This window comes from Nitrobacter hamburgensis X14, assembly GCF_000013885.1.
In the GTDB taxonomy this organism is placed as follows: domain Bacteria; phylum Pseudomonadota; class Alphaproteobacteria; order Rhizobiales; family Xanthobacteraceae; genus Nitrobacter; species Nitrobacter hamburgensis.
The window spans coordinates 195,600-210,661 of the sequence record NC_007964.1 but is presented as its reverse complement, the minus strand read 5'-3'; the positions used below and the strand labels follow the sequence as shown (position 1 = coordinate 210,661).

16 protein-coding genes and 1 tRNA gene are annotated in these 15,062 nt (G+C 63.2%); 12 read left to right on the top strand and 5 right to left on the bottom strand.

Annotated elements, in window-relative coordinates:
- Positions 1-41 precede the first annotated feature (41 nt).
- On the bottom strand, positions 42-1,217 hold the full coding sequence (locus NHAM_RS00950) for an ATP-grasp domain-containing protein (protein WP_011508796.1): 1,176 nt from the start codon (positions 1,215-1,217) through the stop codon (positions 42-44).
- Between the two features lie 55 nt (positions 1,218-1,272).
- Here NHAM_RS00950 and NHAM_RS27415 point away from each other — a divergent pair, with 55 nt between their 5' ends.
- The 4 genes from NHAM_RS27415 (at position 1,273) to panE (ending at position 4,749) form a co-directional block, all read left to right on the top strand.
- Positions 1,273-1,545: a hypothetical protein gene (locus NHAM_RS27415; RefSeq protein WP_198136977.1), complete on the top strand. Its 273-nt coding sequence runs from the start codon at positions 1,273-1,275 to the stop codon at positions 1,543-1,545.
- Between the two features lie 33 nt (positions 1,546-1,578).
- A complete protein-coding gene (locus NHAM_RS00945; RefSeq protein ID WP_011508795.1) occupies positions 1,579-2,160 on the top strand; it encodes a DUF2239 family protein in 582 nt (193 codons plus the stop codon).
- A gap of 222 nt (positions 2,161-2,382) precedes the next feature.
- Positions 2,383-3,732 carry an MATE family efflux transporter gene (locus NHAM_RS00940; protein ID WP_011508794.1) on the top strand — a complete coding sequence of 450 codons (1,350 nt, stop codon included), beginning with the start codon at positions 2,383-2,385 and terminating at the stop codon, positions 3,730-3,732.
- A gap of 96 nt (positions 3,733-3,828) precedes the next feature.
- Positions 3,829-4,749: a 2-dehydropantoate 2-reductase gene (gene panE / locus NHAM_RS00935; RefSeq protein ID WP_011508793.1), complete on the top strand. Its 921-nt coding sequence runs from the start codon at positions 3,829-3,831 to the stop codon at positions 4,747-4,749.
- Positions 4,750-4,964: 215 nt separating this feature from the next.
- Here panE and NHAM_RS00930 read toward each other — a convergent pair whose 3' ends face one another.
- The gene (locus NHAM_RS00930) at positions 4,965-5,657 is read right to left on the bottom strand and encodes a glutathione S-transferase family protein (RefSeq protein ID WP_011508792.1); all 693 of its coding nucleotides are present in this window, start codon (positions 5,655-5,657) and stop codon (positions 4,965-4,967) included.
- Between the two features lie 180 nt (positions 5,658-5,837).
- Between NHAM_RS00930 and NHAM_RS00925 the strand changes: the two genes are divergently transcribed.
- Positions 5,838-6,644, top strand: a complete 807-nt coding sequence (locus NHAM_RS00925; protein ID WP_011508791.1) for an undecaprenyl-diphosphate phosphatase — start codon at positions 5,838-5,840, stop codon at positions 6,642-6,644.
- A 43-nt stretch (positions 6,645-6,687) separates the two neighbouring features.
- On the opposite strand, the gene NHAM_RS00920 is transcribed toward NHAM_RS00925, so the two are convergent.
- A complete protein-coding gene (locus tag NHAM_RS00920; protein ID WP_011508790.1) occupies positions 6,688-7,656 on the bottom strand; it encodes a complex I NDUFA9 subunit family protein in 969 nt (322 codons plus the stop codon).
- A 272-nt stretch (positions 7,657-7,928) separates the two neighbouring features.
- On the opposite strand from NHAM_RS00920, the gene NHAM_RS00915 reads away from it, so the two are divergent.
- A tRNA-Leu gene (locus NHAM_RS00915) sits at positions 7,929-8,015 on the top strand.
- 488 nt (positions 8,016-8,503) lie between these two features.
- Positions 8,504-9,133, top strand: a complete 630-nt coding sequence (locus NHAM_RS00910) for a hypothetical protein (protein ID WP_011508788.1) — start codon at positions 8,504-8,506, stop codon at positions 9,131-9,133.
- 251 nt (positions 9,134-9,384) lie between these two features.
- Here NHAM_RS00910 and NHAM_RS00905 read toward each other — a convergent pair whose 3' ends face one another.
- Positions 9,385-10,266 carry an NYN domain-containing protein gene (locus NHAM_RS00905; RefSeq protein ID WP_347336426.1) on the bottom strand — a complete coding sequence of 294 codons (882 nt, stop codon included), beginning with the start codon at positions 10,264-10,266 and terminating at the stop codon, positions 9,385-9,387.
- A 161-nt stretch (positions 10,267-10,427) separates the two neighbouring features.
- Here NHAM_RS00905 and NHAM_RS00900 point away from each other — a divergent pair, with 161 nt between their 5' ends.
- The 4 genes from NHAM_RS00900 (at position 10,428) to lptB (ending at position 13,980) form a co-directional block, all read left to right on the top strand.
- Positions 10,428-11,048, top strand: a complete 621-nt coding sequence (locus tag NHAM_RS00900) for a ribonuclease D (RefSeq protein WP_011508786.1) — start codon at positions 10,428-10,430, stop codon at positions 11,046-11,048.
- Between the two features lie 250 nt (positions 11,049-11,298).
- Positions 11,299-12,075, top strand: a complete 777-nt coding sequence (lptC, locus tag NHAM_RS00895; protein ID WP_011508785.1) for an LPS export ABC transporter periplasmic protein LptC — start codon at positions 11,299-11,301, stop codon at positions 12,073-12,075.
- Positions 12,072-12,758, top strand: coding sequence for an LptA/OstA family protein (locus NHAM_RS00890; protein WP_011508784.1), 687 nt, complete (start codon positions 12,072-12,074; stop codon positions 12,756-12,758). The genes lptC and NHAM_RS00890 overlap by 4 nt, the downstream gene beginning before the upstream one ends.
- 220 nt (positions 12,759-12,978) lie before the next feature.
- Positions 12,979-13,980: an LPS export ABC transporter ATP-binding protein gene (gene lptB, locus NHAM_RS00885; protein WP_011508783.1), complete on the top strand. Its 1,002-nt coding sequence runs from the start codon at positions 12,979-12,981 to the stop codon at positions 13,978-13,980.
- A gap of 91 nt (positions 13,981-14,071) precedes the next feature.
- Here the strand turns inward: lptB and NHAM_RS00880 are convergent, their stop codons facing one another.
- Complete coding sequence (locus tag NHAM_RS00880; RefSeq protein WP_041357523.1) at positions 14,072-14,392, bottom strand: hypothetical protein; 321 nt, start codon at positions 14,390-14,392, stop codon at positions 14,072-14,074.
- Positions 14,393-14,557: 165 nt separating this feature from the next.
- Between NHAM_RS00880 and NHAM_RS00875 the strand changes: the two genes are divergently transcribed.
- Positions 14,558-14,941, top strand: coding sequence for a hypothetical protein (locus NHAM_RS00875; RefSeq protein ID WP_011508781.1), 384 nt, complete (start codon positions 14,558-14,560; stop codon positions 14,939-14,941).
- Positions 14,942-15,062: the final 121 nt, after the last annotated feature.

The following is a 15,062-nucleotide window of genomic DNA, read 5'->3' as shown; positions in this document are numbered from 1 at the left end:
CGGGTCTTCCGCCTGACTGAACCAATCAATATCATCGTCAGTCAGCCGATCTTGAGGACCCGCCTCGTCAGCACGCGCCAGGCCGTGAGGGGTAAGTCGATAACACCGGGCAAGGGGTCGTTCAAAGCGAATGCCGCCCAAGCCCGGACGCGCCCAAAAGAGCGCAGATAATCGCCCACACCGATGCGCCCCCTGACGAGCAGCGTCATCGCGACAACGAAGTCGCGAACCAGGTACATCCACGATACACCGATCTGCGCCACGGCAGGTTTGGCCGGGCGGCCGTTCGCGACCTGCCACATCATTGCACCCAGATCGACGCCGGCGGCTGCGCACAGGCCAAACCAGGACCAGGGGCGCGGGTTGACATCAAGAAGTTTGAGCGAGCCATCCCTGTGGTCGCGCTTGAACTCGACCTCGACGAGGCCGCCAAAGCCGACCGACGCCAACATGGTACGAGCGGCCTCAATGGCGCGCGGCTCGTCGACCACCTCCACGAAGGTGCTCGTATAGCCGAAATCGACCGGATATTGCCGGGTGCGGCGGGCCGTGAATTCTGTAACGGGCTGCCCGTCATGCCAGAGGGCCGCGTAGGAAAACTGGCTTTCGCCACCTCCAGGAATCAGTTCCTGAACGACGACATTCGCTGCCCCGATCTGCCCGGCGGCGTCGCGATAGGCACGGGCAAGCTCCGCCTGGTCGTCGGCCCGCACGACCTTGGCCTTGAAGAACGGCCCGTTGCCGCCGCCCATGTTTGGCTTGAGTACGACCGGGAAGGTCACGGCCAGCGTTTCGGCCTGTTCGACCGACACGAGCCTATGGGTTCTCGGTATTTTCACGTTCAGTTCGTCCGCACGGCGATAAAGAAAGGGCTTGTCGCAGAGCCAGCGCAACGAATCCCAACCGGGCAGCATAATCTTGAACGTCGCGGACAGGGCAGCCCGGTTCTCCGATACAAATCGTACCTCCCCGTCGCCCGCCGGCACCAGCAAATACCCGTCCCATTTCCTTTCCTTCGCCATCCGGGCGAGAAAAGAGACCGCTTCGCCATCGCAATGGCCGGGCCAGGATATCGGGCCTTCGACGTATCTCGACCAGCTGGGCAGCATCCTGTCGTTGGAAATGCAGACGACCGGAATTTTTAAGGTGCCGAGACTGCGAGCCAAGGCCAGCGTTCCATGAGCACCACCAAGAATCACTACGCCAGAACCGCCCACGTGCCGAACCCTCTCGAATCCGCAGGACCATACTGGCTTTTCGTGAATAATTTGGATGCTCGAACACCTGTTGGATGCTCGAACACCTGGCGCGGTTCCAGCGTTTGCAAAATCGTCTGCTGAAACAGTGACGGATAATCGAGAAGGTTCCGTCCAAGCGCGAGCGCTTAGAGCGTTTTCGAGCGAAGTGGATGCCGGTTCGCGTGAAGAAAACGCGTCAAATCAAAATCATAGAGCCTCGCTTCTGATGAGGCGACGCGCGCCGCTCAGCGTCGTGCGCTGTGATATTTATCCGGGTAATATTGACAGACAAATTTTATCCGGATAATAAATACCGACCAACCCGCAATCGGACCCGCCGATGATCCACGACCAAACTTCCTGTTTCACCGCGTTCGAGGGCCAGCGGCGGATCGCGTCCGGTCCGCTCGCCGACGTCGCGCTTGCGGTCAAGCGCGCGGGCACGCGCACGACCGCTCCGATCGCAATCTACAGCGACGCGACCGGGCGCCCGATCGACCTCGATTTGCGCGGGTCCGACGACGAGATCGCGGCCCGCCTGACCTTGCCGGTCGGAACGGCGGAAGCCTGCGACGCCTCCAAACCGCGCGGCCGCGGACGGCCGAAGCTCGGCGTGGTCGCGCGCGAAGTGACGCTGCTGCCGCGGCACTGGGACTGGCTGAGCGCGCAGCCCGGCGGCGCCTCGGTCGCCTTGCGCAAGCTGGTCGAGGAGGCGCGCCGTTCGTCCGGCGACAGGGATCGCAGCCGTGCGGCGCGCGACGCCGCCTATCATTTCATGTCCGCGATGGCGGGCAATCTTGCAAACTTCGAGGAAGCCGCGCGCGCGCTGTTCGCAGGCGACCGGCGGCGGCTGGCAGGCCTGATCGCCGGCTGGCCGGACGATATCCGCGATCACATCGTCAAGCTAGTTGAGCGAATTTGACATTCGCCACCACCCGCTGCGGGCCCGCAATGCGAATGGTAGAACCGGACCACCATAGCGTTTTCGAGCGAAGCATGTCCTCGGGCTTGACCCGAGGGCGGGTACCGGTTCGCGTCAAGACAACGCGTCAAAACGAAAAGCTGGAGCCGAGCTTTGATTCCATCAAAGCCGGAATAGCTCCGGCTTTCGGCGGTGTCTCCTGAACTCCCCAAGGATCGGATCATGACCACCGCGCGACCGCTGTGGCAGGCGTACCTCGCCTTCCTGATGCCGATGATGCTGAGCAACGTGCTCCAGGCGCTGTTCGGCACCATCAACGGCATCTACCTCGGCCAGATGATCGGCGTCGATGCGCTCGCCGCCGCCTCGATTTTCTTTCCGATGATGTTCTTCTTCATCTCCTTCATCATCGGGCTCGGCGCGGGCTCGTCGGTGCTGATCGGTCAGGCATGGGGCGCGCGCGCCGTCGGCAAGGCGAAGGCGATCGCCGGAACCACGCTGGCGCTGACATTGCTCGGTGGCTGCGTGATCGCGATCGGCGGCGGCGTATTCGCGCGCGATCTGATGATGGCGCTGGCGACACCGCCCAACATTCTCGACGCCGCGACCGACTACGCCCGCATCATGATGATCACCATGCCGGCGACGTTCACCTTCCTGCTCGCCACCGCGATGATGCGCGGCGTCGGTGACACCGTCACGCCGCTGTGGGCGCTTGCGATCTCGACGCTGATCGGGCTCGTGGTCACGCCGGCGCTGATCCGGGGATGGTTCGGACTGCCCCAGTTCGGCGTCGCCAGCGCCGCGATCGCGTCCGCGATCTCGGCGGTCGTGACGCTGTTGTGGCTCGGTGTGCACATGCGACGGATGAATCATCCGCTGGCGCCGGATGCAGCGCTTCTGCGCGCCATGCGGCTCGATCGCGAACTGCTCGGCAAGGTGCTGCGCATCGGAGTGCCCACCGCGGTGCAGATGGTGGTGATGTCGCTCGCGGAAATCGTCCTGCTCGGCATCGTCAACAGGTTCGGCTCCGATGCCACCGCCGCCTATGGCGCAGTCAACCAGGTGCTGAGCTATGTGCAATTCCCGGCGATCTCGATCGCCATCACCGCGTCGATCTTCGCGGCGCAGGCGATCGGCGCAGGCCAAACCGGGCGGATCGGCGCGATCGTCCGCACCGGGATCTGGCTCAACCTGCTTTTGACCGGCGGCCTTGTCGCGCTCGGCTATCTGCTGTCGCGGATCATCATCGGACTTTTCATCACCAATCCCGAGGTGCTCGATCTGGCGCAGACGCTGCTGTTCATCGTGCTCTGGAGCACGGTTCCGTTCGGCATGGCTGGCGTGTTCTCGGCCACCATGCGCGCGAGCGGCACGGTGCTGGTGCCGACGCTGCTGTCGATTCTCGCCATCGTCGCGGTCGAGGTGCCCGTTGCGATGGTGCTCAGCCATCGCATCGGCGTCGAGGGCGTCTGGATCGCCTATCCCGCCGCGTTCTGCACCATGATGGTGCTGCAGATGGCCTTCTACCTGATGGTCTGGCGCAAGCGTGAGATCAAGCGATTGATCTGAGCGGCCAAATGCGGCGGCATCTTTTTTGAGTCGACGACGCCGGCGCAGCCCGGCATATCGGAGGCAAGAGCAACAATACCTGAACGGAGTTGAGCGATGCGCATTCTCGTTGTGGGAGCCGGCGCGACCGGCGGCTATTTCGGCGGCAGGCTGCTCAACGCCGGCCAGGATGTCACCTTCCTTGTGCGCTCCAGACGCGCCACTGAGCTTGCGAGCGCCGGCCTCGTCGTCAAGAGCCCGCTCGGCGACTTCACGCTGAAGAACCCGCCGACGGTGCAGGCCGGCGGCTTGAGCGAGAGGTTCGACGTCATCCTGCTGAGCTGCAAGGCTTTCGATCTCGATGACGCGATCACATCGTTCGCGCCCGCGGTCGGTCCGCGGACGGCGATCATCCCGTTGCTCAACGGGATGCGGCACCTGGAAGCGCTCGACGCGAAATTCGGTCGCGAGCGCGTGCTCGGCGGCCTGTGTTCGCTCGCGGTCACGCTCAACGACAAGCGCGAAATCGTCCATCTGGCGCCGATGCAGTCGCTCGGCTTCGGCGAGCGCGACGGCGGCACGAGCGATCGGGTCAGGGCCATCACTGAGGTCTTCGCCAGCGGCAATTGCGGATCGCAGGCATCCGACGACATCATCCAGGACATGTGGGAGAAGTGGGTGTTTCTGGCGACGCTGGCCGGCGCGACCTGCCTGATGCGCGCGTCCATCGGCCAGATCGTCGCCGCGCCCGGCGGCCGGGATTTCATCCTCAGCGCGCTCGACGAAATCGCAGGGATCGCGAAGGCGGCCGGTCACGCGCCGCGCGAGCAATTCCTGACCCGCACCACGGCGATGCTGACGGCGGAGGGCTCGCCGCTGACCGCATCCATGTTCCGCGACATCGAGGCCGGCGCGCGGGTCGAGGCCGATCAGATCATCGGCGATCTCATCACCCGCGCCGAGGCTGCGAAGCTGCCGGTGCCGAAGCTGCGCACGATCTATACGCATCTGAAGGCATACGAGAACCGGCGGGGATGACTCCCATGTCCGCCTCGGAGCACCGTTCAACGGCGAGCCCCCCGCTAGAACTATTCCGGCTTTGATGGAATCGGGGCCCTGTTCTCGTCATTGCGAGGAGCGGAGCGACGAAGCTATCCAGATGCTTTTAAAGCAAGAACTGGATTGCTTCGCTCCGCTCGCAATGACGGCAGGCTCCGTTTCCATCTAAATATGAACTGCTCTACGAGGCGTTTTCAAAAATCCAGATCCACATAAGTGCGCGACGCCGGCACGCCCGCCAGCCACTCGCTCAGCAACGGACGGAACGACGGCCGCGACTTGATTCGCGCGTACCACGCCTTCGCCGCGTCGTCCTCGGCCCATGGCACATCGCCGAGATAGTCGATCGCCGACAGGTGCGCCGCGGCGGCGAGATCGGCATAGGTCAGCCGGTCGCCGGCGAGATAGTTCCGGGTCCGCGCCAGCCAGCCGATATAGGCCAGATGGTAGCGCACATTCGTCCGGGCGGCGCGCATGACGTCGGTCTCGGGCGAGCCGCCGCCGATGGCCTCGCCCATGAAGCGCTTGTAGATGCGTTCCGTCACCAGCGGGCCGGAGGCCTCCTCGAAGAATTTCTCGTTGAACCATGCCATCAGGCGGCGCACCTCGATGCGCTCGGGCATCGTGGTGGGCAGCAGCCGCCGATCGCCGATCCGTTCGCCATAGGTCTCGTCGAGATAGTCCGCGATGATGGCGGCGCCGGGGACCGCGGGGACGCCTTCGGCGATCAGCACCGGCGTGGTGCCGGCCGGATTGAGCGCGAGGAATGCTTCACGCCGCTCCCACACCCGTTCCTCCACCGGCCGCACATCGAGGCCGTGCTCGCCGAGAGCAAGGCGAATGAAGCGCGATTGCGGACAGAATGGGTGGTGAAACAGCGTGAACATGGCGCCCTTGATAGGTTTGCGATGCTTAAGAAAGTATCTCTAATCCGTTAACGCCGCAGGCCGTCAACGGATTGGAGCCATGATTGCCGATCCGACGAATTTCGGCATTGCCGCAATGCGGCAAATAAGCGAGAAAGGCCCGCCGTCTGGCGTCGAATGCGATTCGGAGCGGGCCATTCCATGTTTTCCGATGCGATCAGAGCCGTCATTCTCGGGATCGTCGAAGGCGTCACCGAATTCCTGCCGGTGTCCTCGACCGGCCATCTGCTGCTGGCGGAGCGCTTCTTCGATCTCGGTTCGGGGAATTTCTGGAACACGTTCACGGTGCTGATCCAGCTCGGCGCGATTCTCGCGATCGTCGTCATCTATTTTGAGAAACTGTGGCGCATCGCGCTCGGGATGTTCTCCAATGACGCGGACCGGCGCTTCGTCATCGGCGTGCTCGCGGCCTTCCTTCCGGCCGTGGTCGTCGGCCTGATCGCCGGCAAGTACATCAAGGAACTGCTGTTCAATCCGTGGGTGGTGTGCTTCTCGCTGATCGTCGGCGGCGCGGTGCTGATGTGGGTCGATCAGCTCGACCACAAGCCGCACGAACACGACGCCACCGCCTTTCCGCTGCCGATGTATATCTGGATCGGCATCGCGCAGTGCCTTGCGATGATTCCCGGCGTGTCGCGCTCCGGCGCCACCATCGTCTCGGCGATGCTGCTCGGCGCCGACAAGCGCGCGGCTGCGGAATTCTCCTTCTTCCTTGCGATCCCGACCATGATCGGGGCCTTCGCCTATGATTTCTACAAGAACCGCGCCGACATGACGACCGACCATCTCGGCATCGTCGCGATCGGCTTCGTGGTGTCGTTCGTCACGGCGATCGTCGTGGTGAAGGCGTTCCTGAGTTACGTCACACGCAACGGCTTTACGTTCTTCGCCTGGTGGCGGGTGATCGTCGGCACGCTCGGCCTGATCGCGCTGGCACTGGGGCGGTGATCTTTCGTCGTCCCTGCGAATGCAGAAGCGACCCGCGGGATCGTCACGCCCCATTCTGCGCGAACTGGCCGGCCTTGCGGAAGCGCCAGAGATACTGCGGCACCACGGCCTCCATCGAGTCCGGCGAGATTCCAAGACCCTGAAGCGTCAGACCCGCGGCAGTCGCCGAATCGGAAACGACGTTGTCGGTCCTGAGCAGCGCGACCTGATCCGGCGTCAGCTTCAGCGCCCCCGGAGCGAACTGCAGAAACATCGCCTTGAAGCGGGCAATCAGGAACGGCAGCGGCACCAGAACCCGCTCGCGCTCGATGACGCGCAGGATGATCTGGATGATCTCGCGCATCGACAACACCTCGGGACCGCCGAGTTCATAGACCGCGCCCGCTTTGGTCCTGCCGTCGACCGCGTCGGCGACGGCGGTGGCGACATCGCCGACATAGACCGGCTGCAGCTTCGTCGCGCCACCGCCGATCAGCGGCAGCACCGGCGACATCAGCGCCAGCGCGGCAAACCGGTTGGCGAACTGGTCTTCGGAGCCGAAGACCACCGACGGCCGCAGGATGGTCGCGGACGGCACGGCCGCCAGCACCGCTTTTTCGCCTGCCGCCTTGGCGCGGGCGTAAGCCGAGGCCGACTTGTCGTCGGCGCCGATCGCCGAGACATGCACCATGCGCGCGCCGGTGGCCGCGGCCGCCTTCGCGACGGTCGCGGCTCCCTCGGCCACCACGGCGTCGAAGGTCTGCGCGCCGCTCTTGCTCAGGATGCCGACAAGGTTGATCGCCACATGGGAGTCGCGCATCGCCGCGCGGACCGACGCCGGATAGCGCAGATTGGCCTGCACGGCATGGATCTGGCCGACCTTGCCGAGCGGCTGCAAATGTCCGGCCAGTTCAGGGCGCCGGACGCCGACCCGGATACGGTAGTCCCGCTTGGCGAGCGCGCGAACCACATGCCGGCCGAGGAAGCCCGAGCCTCCGAAAACCGTGACGAGGGTATCCGTATTCGATGCCATGGTCTGATCCTCAAGGGCGTTGATCTCAGGTCAAACAAGGGATATTCCGCCGCTCCGCGACACGTCAACCGGCGGGGCGCGGAGCCATTCCCGCTTGATGGAATCAAAGCCGGGCTCCGGCTTGTGTTTTGACGCGTTTTCTTGACGCGAACCGGTGCCATCCCGGGGTCAAGCCCGAGGACATGCTTCGCTCGAAAACGCTATAGCGGCTATTCGAGCGCCTCTTCAAGGATTTGACAAGCGCGCGGCCGATGCCTACTAACCCGGTCCGTGCCCAGGTGGCGGAATTGGTAGACGCGCTGGCTTCAGGTGCCAGTGGCTGCAAGGTCGTGAAGGTTCGAGTCCTTTCCTGGGCACCATCTGTTTGGAAATCCTGGTTCACAACCTTGCATCGACCCGTTTTTTGAGTGGCCGGTTTCGACTTGCATCGGTTTTGCGCACTGCTGAGCGCGCCAAAGCCATAGGTCCAAGCCGGTAGGTACGGACATCGAAGTCCAAGAACAGCATCGCACGCAGCCTCACTGACGAGACCACAGGCCATGCCATCGGCCCATGTCATCGAGGGATGATCAAGGCGCGCCGATACGAGTCCCGTTGGTGACGACCGGGCCGGTCAGGCGGTTGCGCCTCGGTCGGCCTGGCAATGACCCCGATCCCGTCCGATGAATGTGACATACCGAGAACGAATTTTGGCAAATGGCCAATGATTGTGTCCGTCGAACCGTCGCCAATTTTCCTTGCCGCCTCGACCGGGAACATTGTCGCCTTGCATCGACTTCTATCGGTTAGCTGAGCGCGTTGCCGAAGCAGCGCCGCTGAAAATGACAAACCGATAGGAGTTTCCGAAATGTCCGAAAACACAAACGGGACGGTGAATTATACCGCGCGCGAAGCCGTGGGAGTTTTTTCCGACTTCGAGGCGCTGGAAGCCGCAGTTGACGAACTCGAGGTTTCAGGTTTCGACAGAGCGGCGGTTTCCGTGCTCGCAAGCGATCAGAAGATCAAGGAGCGAATGGACGGCCTTTACCCCACTCTCATTGAGATCGAGGACGACGGCCGGGCGCCGGGGACAGCCTTTGCCGAAAAGGGTTCTCGCGTCGAGGGCGAAGCGGCGCTTGTAGGTATCCCCTTCTATATCGGCTGCGTCGCAGCCGCTGCGGTCGCCGCTGGCTCCGGTGGTCTGGCGGTGCCGGCAATCGGCACGATAATTGTCGGCGCCGCGGCAGGAGGCGGACTTGGCGCTCTTTTGGCTGGCGCGGTAGCGCACCACCACCGCGCCAGCGTTTCGAAACAACTTTCGCGAGGCGGGACAGTCGTGTGGGTGAGCGTCCGGGACGATGACGCGGAGAAGCGCGCGGTCGAGATCTTGACGAAGGCCGGCGCTCGCGACGTCCATGTGCACGAGATACAGCGAGAATGGACGCTAAAGGACCGACCCCTGTCCGAGGGACAGCCCGATCCCCTGCTCCGCATCTAGATCAGTATGAGTTGATGATGAAGCGTTTCAATGCATCACGATCGGGCGAAAGCGCGAAGCCTGTCTTCGCGCAGACGTCCCGGCCATCCACGTCTTGATCCGATTCAACCAAACCTGATCCGCTTGAGACGACCCCGCGCGTCTGGATACAAAAAAGCTTGATAAATCACTGGTAGCCCCGTCGGACTGCGCAATCCTTTTCCGGGCACCGTCGGTTTTTCGGCAAGCCCGCAGGTTCGTGATCGCAGCCATCAGGACGCCGGTTTCCGGCCCGCGCGGGGCCGAGTGCGGATGCGCATCGGTCCGTTGTTCTCGTCGATCTCGAATGCGCCCGTCTTCCTGACAAGGCTGCTGAGTTTTCCGAAGCCATAGCTGCGGACATCGAAATCCGAGAACAGCTTCGATATTTGCTGTCCCACAGGGCCGAGAAGTGCCCAGCCATCCTCGCTCTCGATCTGCGAAATGGCCTTGTTGAGGATCGGAATGGCGGCGCTCGGCGGCTTTGGGTTTTTGGAGTTGGGCAATATCGGTGGCGGAACAGCTATGGGTTTGGGTTCGGACGTTTTCGGAAGGAGACCTTCAAGCGAGATGAACCTATCGCAGGCCCGCTGAAAGCAATCCGGTGTTTTCTTTTCACCGAACCCATAAACACTCGCGCCCTCACGCCGAAGCCGGGCAGCAAGATTCGTGAAATCGCTATCGGACGAGACCAGACAAAATCCATTGATCCGACCATCATGCAAGAGATCCATAGCGTCGATGACTAGCGCCATGTCCGCAGAATTCTTGCCTTTCGCCGCGCGAATTTGATCACGCCTCTCGAGCGAATGATCAGGTAATACGCTGGCCCAACCCTTTAGGTTTGGACCCGAGAGATTTCCATAGATGAGCCGGACCGGCGCGTCGCCCATTTGGGCGATTTTCTTGAAGAGTCCGTCGGCAAATTTCGACGAAACATTCTCCGCATCGATCAGGATGGCAAAACGTGGCGACCGCTGTTGTCGTTCAGCTTTCATCCGGCACCCTTGTAAAACATCGCAATCTGCCGAGACTGCCGCAGCTTTCTTGATATTATTGAAAGACGAGTTGTCGTAGGGCGTACAAGGCCGGCTAGGGTCAGCAAGAGCTTCCAAAATAATCCAAATTTATCAGCGCATTGGAAAGTATTCGTTAGCCGTTTGGCGTCGCGTTCCCAGGTGAGCCGGTGTCCGGGCTTTTCGAAAGTTCCGCCCCTCGTTTGTTGACGATTTCAACGATAGTTTAGCGCTCACACCGATTCGACGAGGCTTCATCCATGACCATCCGCCTGCACCGCGGCGATCTGCCGGACCAGGACCTCAAGCGCTACACGCACTCGGCGGCGATCGACACCGAGACCATGGGTCTCAATCCGCATCGCGACCGGCTGTGCGTGGTGCAGATGTCGCCGGGCGACGGCTCGGCCGACGTGATCCAGATCGCGCAGGGCCAGCGTGAGGCGCCCAACCTGAAACAGCTTCTGGCCGATCCGACCATCGTCAAGATCTTCCACTTCGCGCGCTTCGATCTCGCCGCGCTCTCCAACGCATTCGGCGTGATGCCACAGCCGGTCTACTGCACCAAGATCGCCTCGCGGCTGATCCGCACCTACACCGATCGGCATGGCCTGAAGGATCTGGTGCGCGAGCTGCTCAACATCGAACTGTCGAAGCAACAGCAGTCGAGCGACTGGGGGGCGCAGACACTGAGCGATGCGCAGCTCGCCTACGCCGCTTCCGACGTGCTGCATCTGCATGCCCTGCGCGACAAGCTCGATGCCATGCTGGCGCGCGAGAATCGCACCGGGATGGCGCAGGCCTGTTTCGAGTTCCTGCCGACACGGGCAAAGCTCGATCTTTCCGGCTGGGGAGCCGAGGACATTTTTGCGCACGCGTGATCCGCGCCACGCGACGATCGCCGCCCGGCTGGCCGGCTGCAACGTGCTTCCGCCCCGTTTCGGTCACACTCCTCGTCCTCGGTGGCGCCGGGCTGGCGGCGGTCGCCACCGCAAGTTCGGAAACCGCTTCAGTGTTCCCATGTTGCGGCGCGGACCCTGATGCCGAACGCGTGGTGTCGTCATATGATGTCAGGGCTGCGAAACCCCGCGGTTCGGGGTAGAATAACCAGAACAGGCGCCTGGAGCAGCGGTGTATTCGGTTCAGAACCCTACCTATCAGGCCGGAATGCAGACCGGTCTGGAGGCACGTTTTGCACGCGCGGCGCGTCACAGCCGTATGGTGCGAGCGTTGCGGATCGCGGTGCCGGCGGTGGTTGGCCTGGTGATGGCCGCGCTGATCGCGGTCGCGGTCTTCAATCCCTTCCGTGCGCTGGCGAAGCTGCCGCTCGAGATGGACAATCTCGTCGTCTCCGGCACCAAGATCACGATGGAATCGCCGCATCTTTCCGGCTTCACACCGGACAAGCGGCCCTATGAGATGCAGGCCACGACGGCGACGCAGGACATCACCGATCCGGATCATGTCGAATTGCATACCTTGCGCGCCAAGGTGCTGATGGAGGACCGTTCGACGGTGACGCTGAATTCCCGCACCGGGGTGTTCGATACGAAAACGCAGATGCTCGACCTGCACAAGGATATCCTCATGCAGTCTTCGACGGGATACGAGGCGCGGCTGAGCCATGCGCTGGTCGATATGGGTCAGGGCACCGTTACCTCGGACCAGCCCGTCGATGTCAAATTGCTGAACGGCACGCTGACCGCCGACACCATGAAGGTCACCGAAAAGGGCGACGTGGTGCGATTCGAAAACAATGTCGTGATGCATCTGGTGATGGACCGTCCTGTCGCGACCGCGGGTCCGGCCGACGAGGAGACGGCGCCGCCGGCTGCCAGCGCGGAGCGCACGCACACCTCGCGCGGCCGCTCGCACACCCAACACAATTCGGGCGGCGACACGAAATGAATCCGGCCACGCAGAGTCCCCGCCATCTCCCGCTGGCGACCCGCATCGCCGGCCTGCTGTGCGGTGGATTGATCACCATCGCCGTGATGGCGGCCGGCGAAGCCGCCGGGCAAAGCGCGGTGCAGGGCGTCCCCAACGCGATGCAGGGCTTTTCCCAAAATCGCGATCAGCCGATCCAGATCGAGGCCGCCGCGCTGGAGATGCGCGACAAGAAAAAGGAGGCGACGTTCTCCGGAAACGTCAAGGTGGTGCAGGGCGACACCACCATGACGTCGAAGACTCTCGTGGTCTATTACGAAAGCGGCAATTCGGCCAATGCCAAGGGCAAGTCACCGTCGAAACCAGCGATGGCCTCGGCGACGCCGGGACCATCGGGCGCATCCTCGATCAAGCGGCTGGAGGCCAGGGGCAACGTGGTGGTGACCCAGAAGGATCAGGTCGTGACCGGCGATACCGCCCAGTTCGACACCAGGACCAATCTGGTCACCATGCTCGGCAAGGTCGTGCTGACCCAGGGCAAGAACGTGTTGCGCGGCGACAGGCTGATCGTGGACATGACCACGGGCGTGTCCCGCGTCGAATCGAACAGCGGGCGGGTGCAGGGCCTGTTTCAGTCGTCCGGACAGGGAGGGCCGCTGTCTGGACCGATGCCCCTCTCCGGTTCATCGCAAAAGCCTAAATGATATCAATAAATTGCCAAAGGATCGGACGACGAGAGGTTGAACCCGCGACAGCCCGTCCGTATCTTCCGCGAGCGGACGTGAGGCCGCGGCGACGGAGTCGAGTGTTGAGTTCCCGTGTTTCGCTGGGCAACGTTCGTTTCCTCATTCATGCTGATGCGGCGAATCGGTCGAGCGTCGTGGCGTGCGGGCGGATGACCGTGAGAGGCTGAGCGAAGCGCCCATGGTGGATATCTTCAACGTGTTCCGCAAGCGGCCGCAAAAACGCGGGCCGCAAGCCTTTGCGCGGACCCAGGCGGACATCACCGCGCTCGGCGATACCATCGGCGACATGCTGACCAGTCCGGTGCGCGACGCTCCGCCGATCGCGCGCGGAGCCGACCGCGATGTTCCGCCTGTCGCGCCCGTTCCGCAATCCCGGCGGCCGGCGCGCCCCACGCCGGAACCTCCCCGCCCACGCGCCGCCTCCAACGGCGCCGCCGCGCCGCGGATGGCGAAGCGCCCCGGTTACCTCGCCGTGCACGGCGTCGAAAAAAGTTTCGGCTCGCGTCAGGTCGTGCGCGGCGTCAGCATCTATGTCCGCCGCGGCGAGGCGGTCGGGTTGCTGGGTCCGAACGGCGCCGGCAAGACCACCGTGTTCTACATGATCACCGGCCTGATCCCGGCGGATCGCGGCGCGATCGAACTCGACGGTCACGACGTGACGAAGCTGCCGATGTATCAGCGGGCGCGGCTCGGCATCGGTTATCTGCCGCAGGAAGCCTCGATCTTCCGCGGCCTCAGCGTCGAGCAGAACATCCGCGCCGTGCTCGAGGTCGTCGAGCCCAGCAAGAAGAAGCGCGAGGCCGAGCTCGATGCGCTGCTCGAGGAATTCAACATCAGCCGCTTACGCAAGACGCCGTCAATCGCGCTGTCCGGCGGCGAGCGGCGGCGCGTGGAAATCGCGCGCGCGCTGGCGACACGCCCGAGCTACATGCTGCTGGATGAGCCGTTCGCCGGCATCGACCCGATCGCGGTCGGCGACATCCAGGACCTCGTACGCCATCTGACCAATCGCGGCATCGGCGTGCTCATCACCGACCACAACGTCCGCGAAACGCTGGGGCTGACCGACCGCGCCTACATCGTCTACGCCGGCGAAATCCTGACCGAGGGCAGCCCCGACGAGATCGTCAACGATCCCGACGTGCGACGCTTGTATCTCGGCGAGGAATTCCGGCTGTAGCGCGTAGGCCGCGAGCATGGCCATGCTCCAGCATAACCATGCTCTGACCGGTCGGGTTCGTGACGAATCTGCTTCGCGGGATTCGCACCCCTCACCAGGGGCCGACATCGACACCAAATGCCGAACCGTCGTCATCATCGTTGCGTGAGACGCCGGCGCGCGGGGCGTAATAGCGCGGACGATAGTCGCGACGTTCGTCGCCGGCGCCGTCATCACCGTCGTCGTCATGCCAACGTTGGACGTAACGCGGCGCGTGTGTGCGGTAGCAATACCCGTCGTCGTCGCAAATCATATGAGCCTGAGCGATCGGCGCGACTTGCGGGGCCTCGCCCGTGAAGGAGAGATCCGCGGCGGACGCCGGGAGCGCGAGCAGCAAACTCGCGGCGGCAACAAGAAGGCTCGTCTTGACCATGTGAAGTTTCCTCGTGGTGCTTTGCGCGGCGCAGCCAGCCAAGCCTGCCGAAGCTGAACCGTATCGATGGCCGAATTTGGAGTTTCAGCCGGCAGATCGAAGACCTGATATTCCTCGTGTCGCCGCATTTCTCAGTCTTGCTCGCCGGCAAACGGGGAGCACAAAATGAAGATAATCGTTACTGTGGTTGCGTTGGCGTTGCCGCTGCTATCGTCGGCGGCGCTGGCGCAGGAGCGCGCCGGCAGCGCTGCGCTGGGCGCGCTGTCAGGTGCGGTGGTCCTGGGTCCGGTCGGGGCGGTCGCCGGCGCGGTGGTCGGCTATACCGCCGGGCCGTCGATCGCGCATTCGTGGGGCCTGCGTCGCTCATCGACCAAGCGGAAGCGGCAATCCACCAATCGATCGCAGCGGCGGCTGACGACGGTCAACGATAGCCGACGCGCGCCGGGTGCGCAGACGGCAAGCCCGAAACCAAGACCGACAGCCGCTGCGGCGGCTGCGCCGCGCGCGGTCGATCCCACGCCGATGCCTCCGGTGCAAGCCTTGTATTAACAAGCCCATTAACCAGCCTTGGATTGACAAGCCTTAGATTGACAAGCCTTGGACTGAGTCGCTCATCCATGCGCAAACCACACCGGTTGCGCGCTGCGGTAGCAATGCGACCAAACGTGTT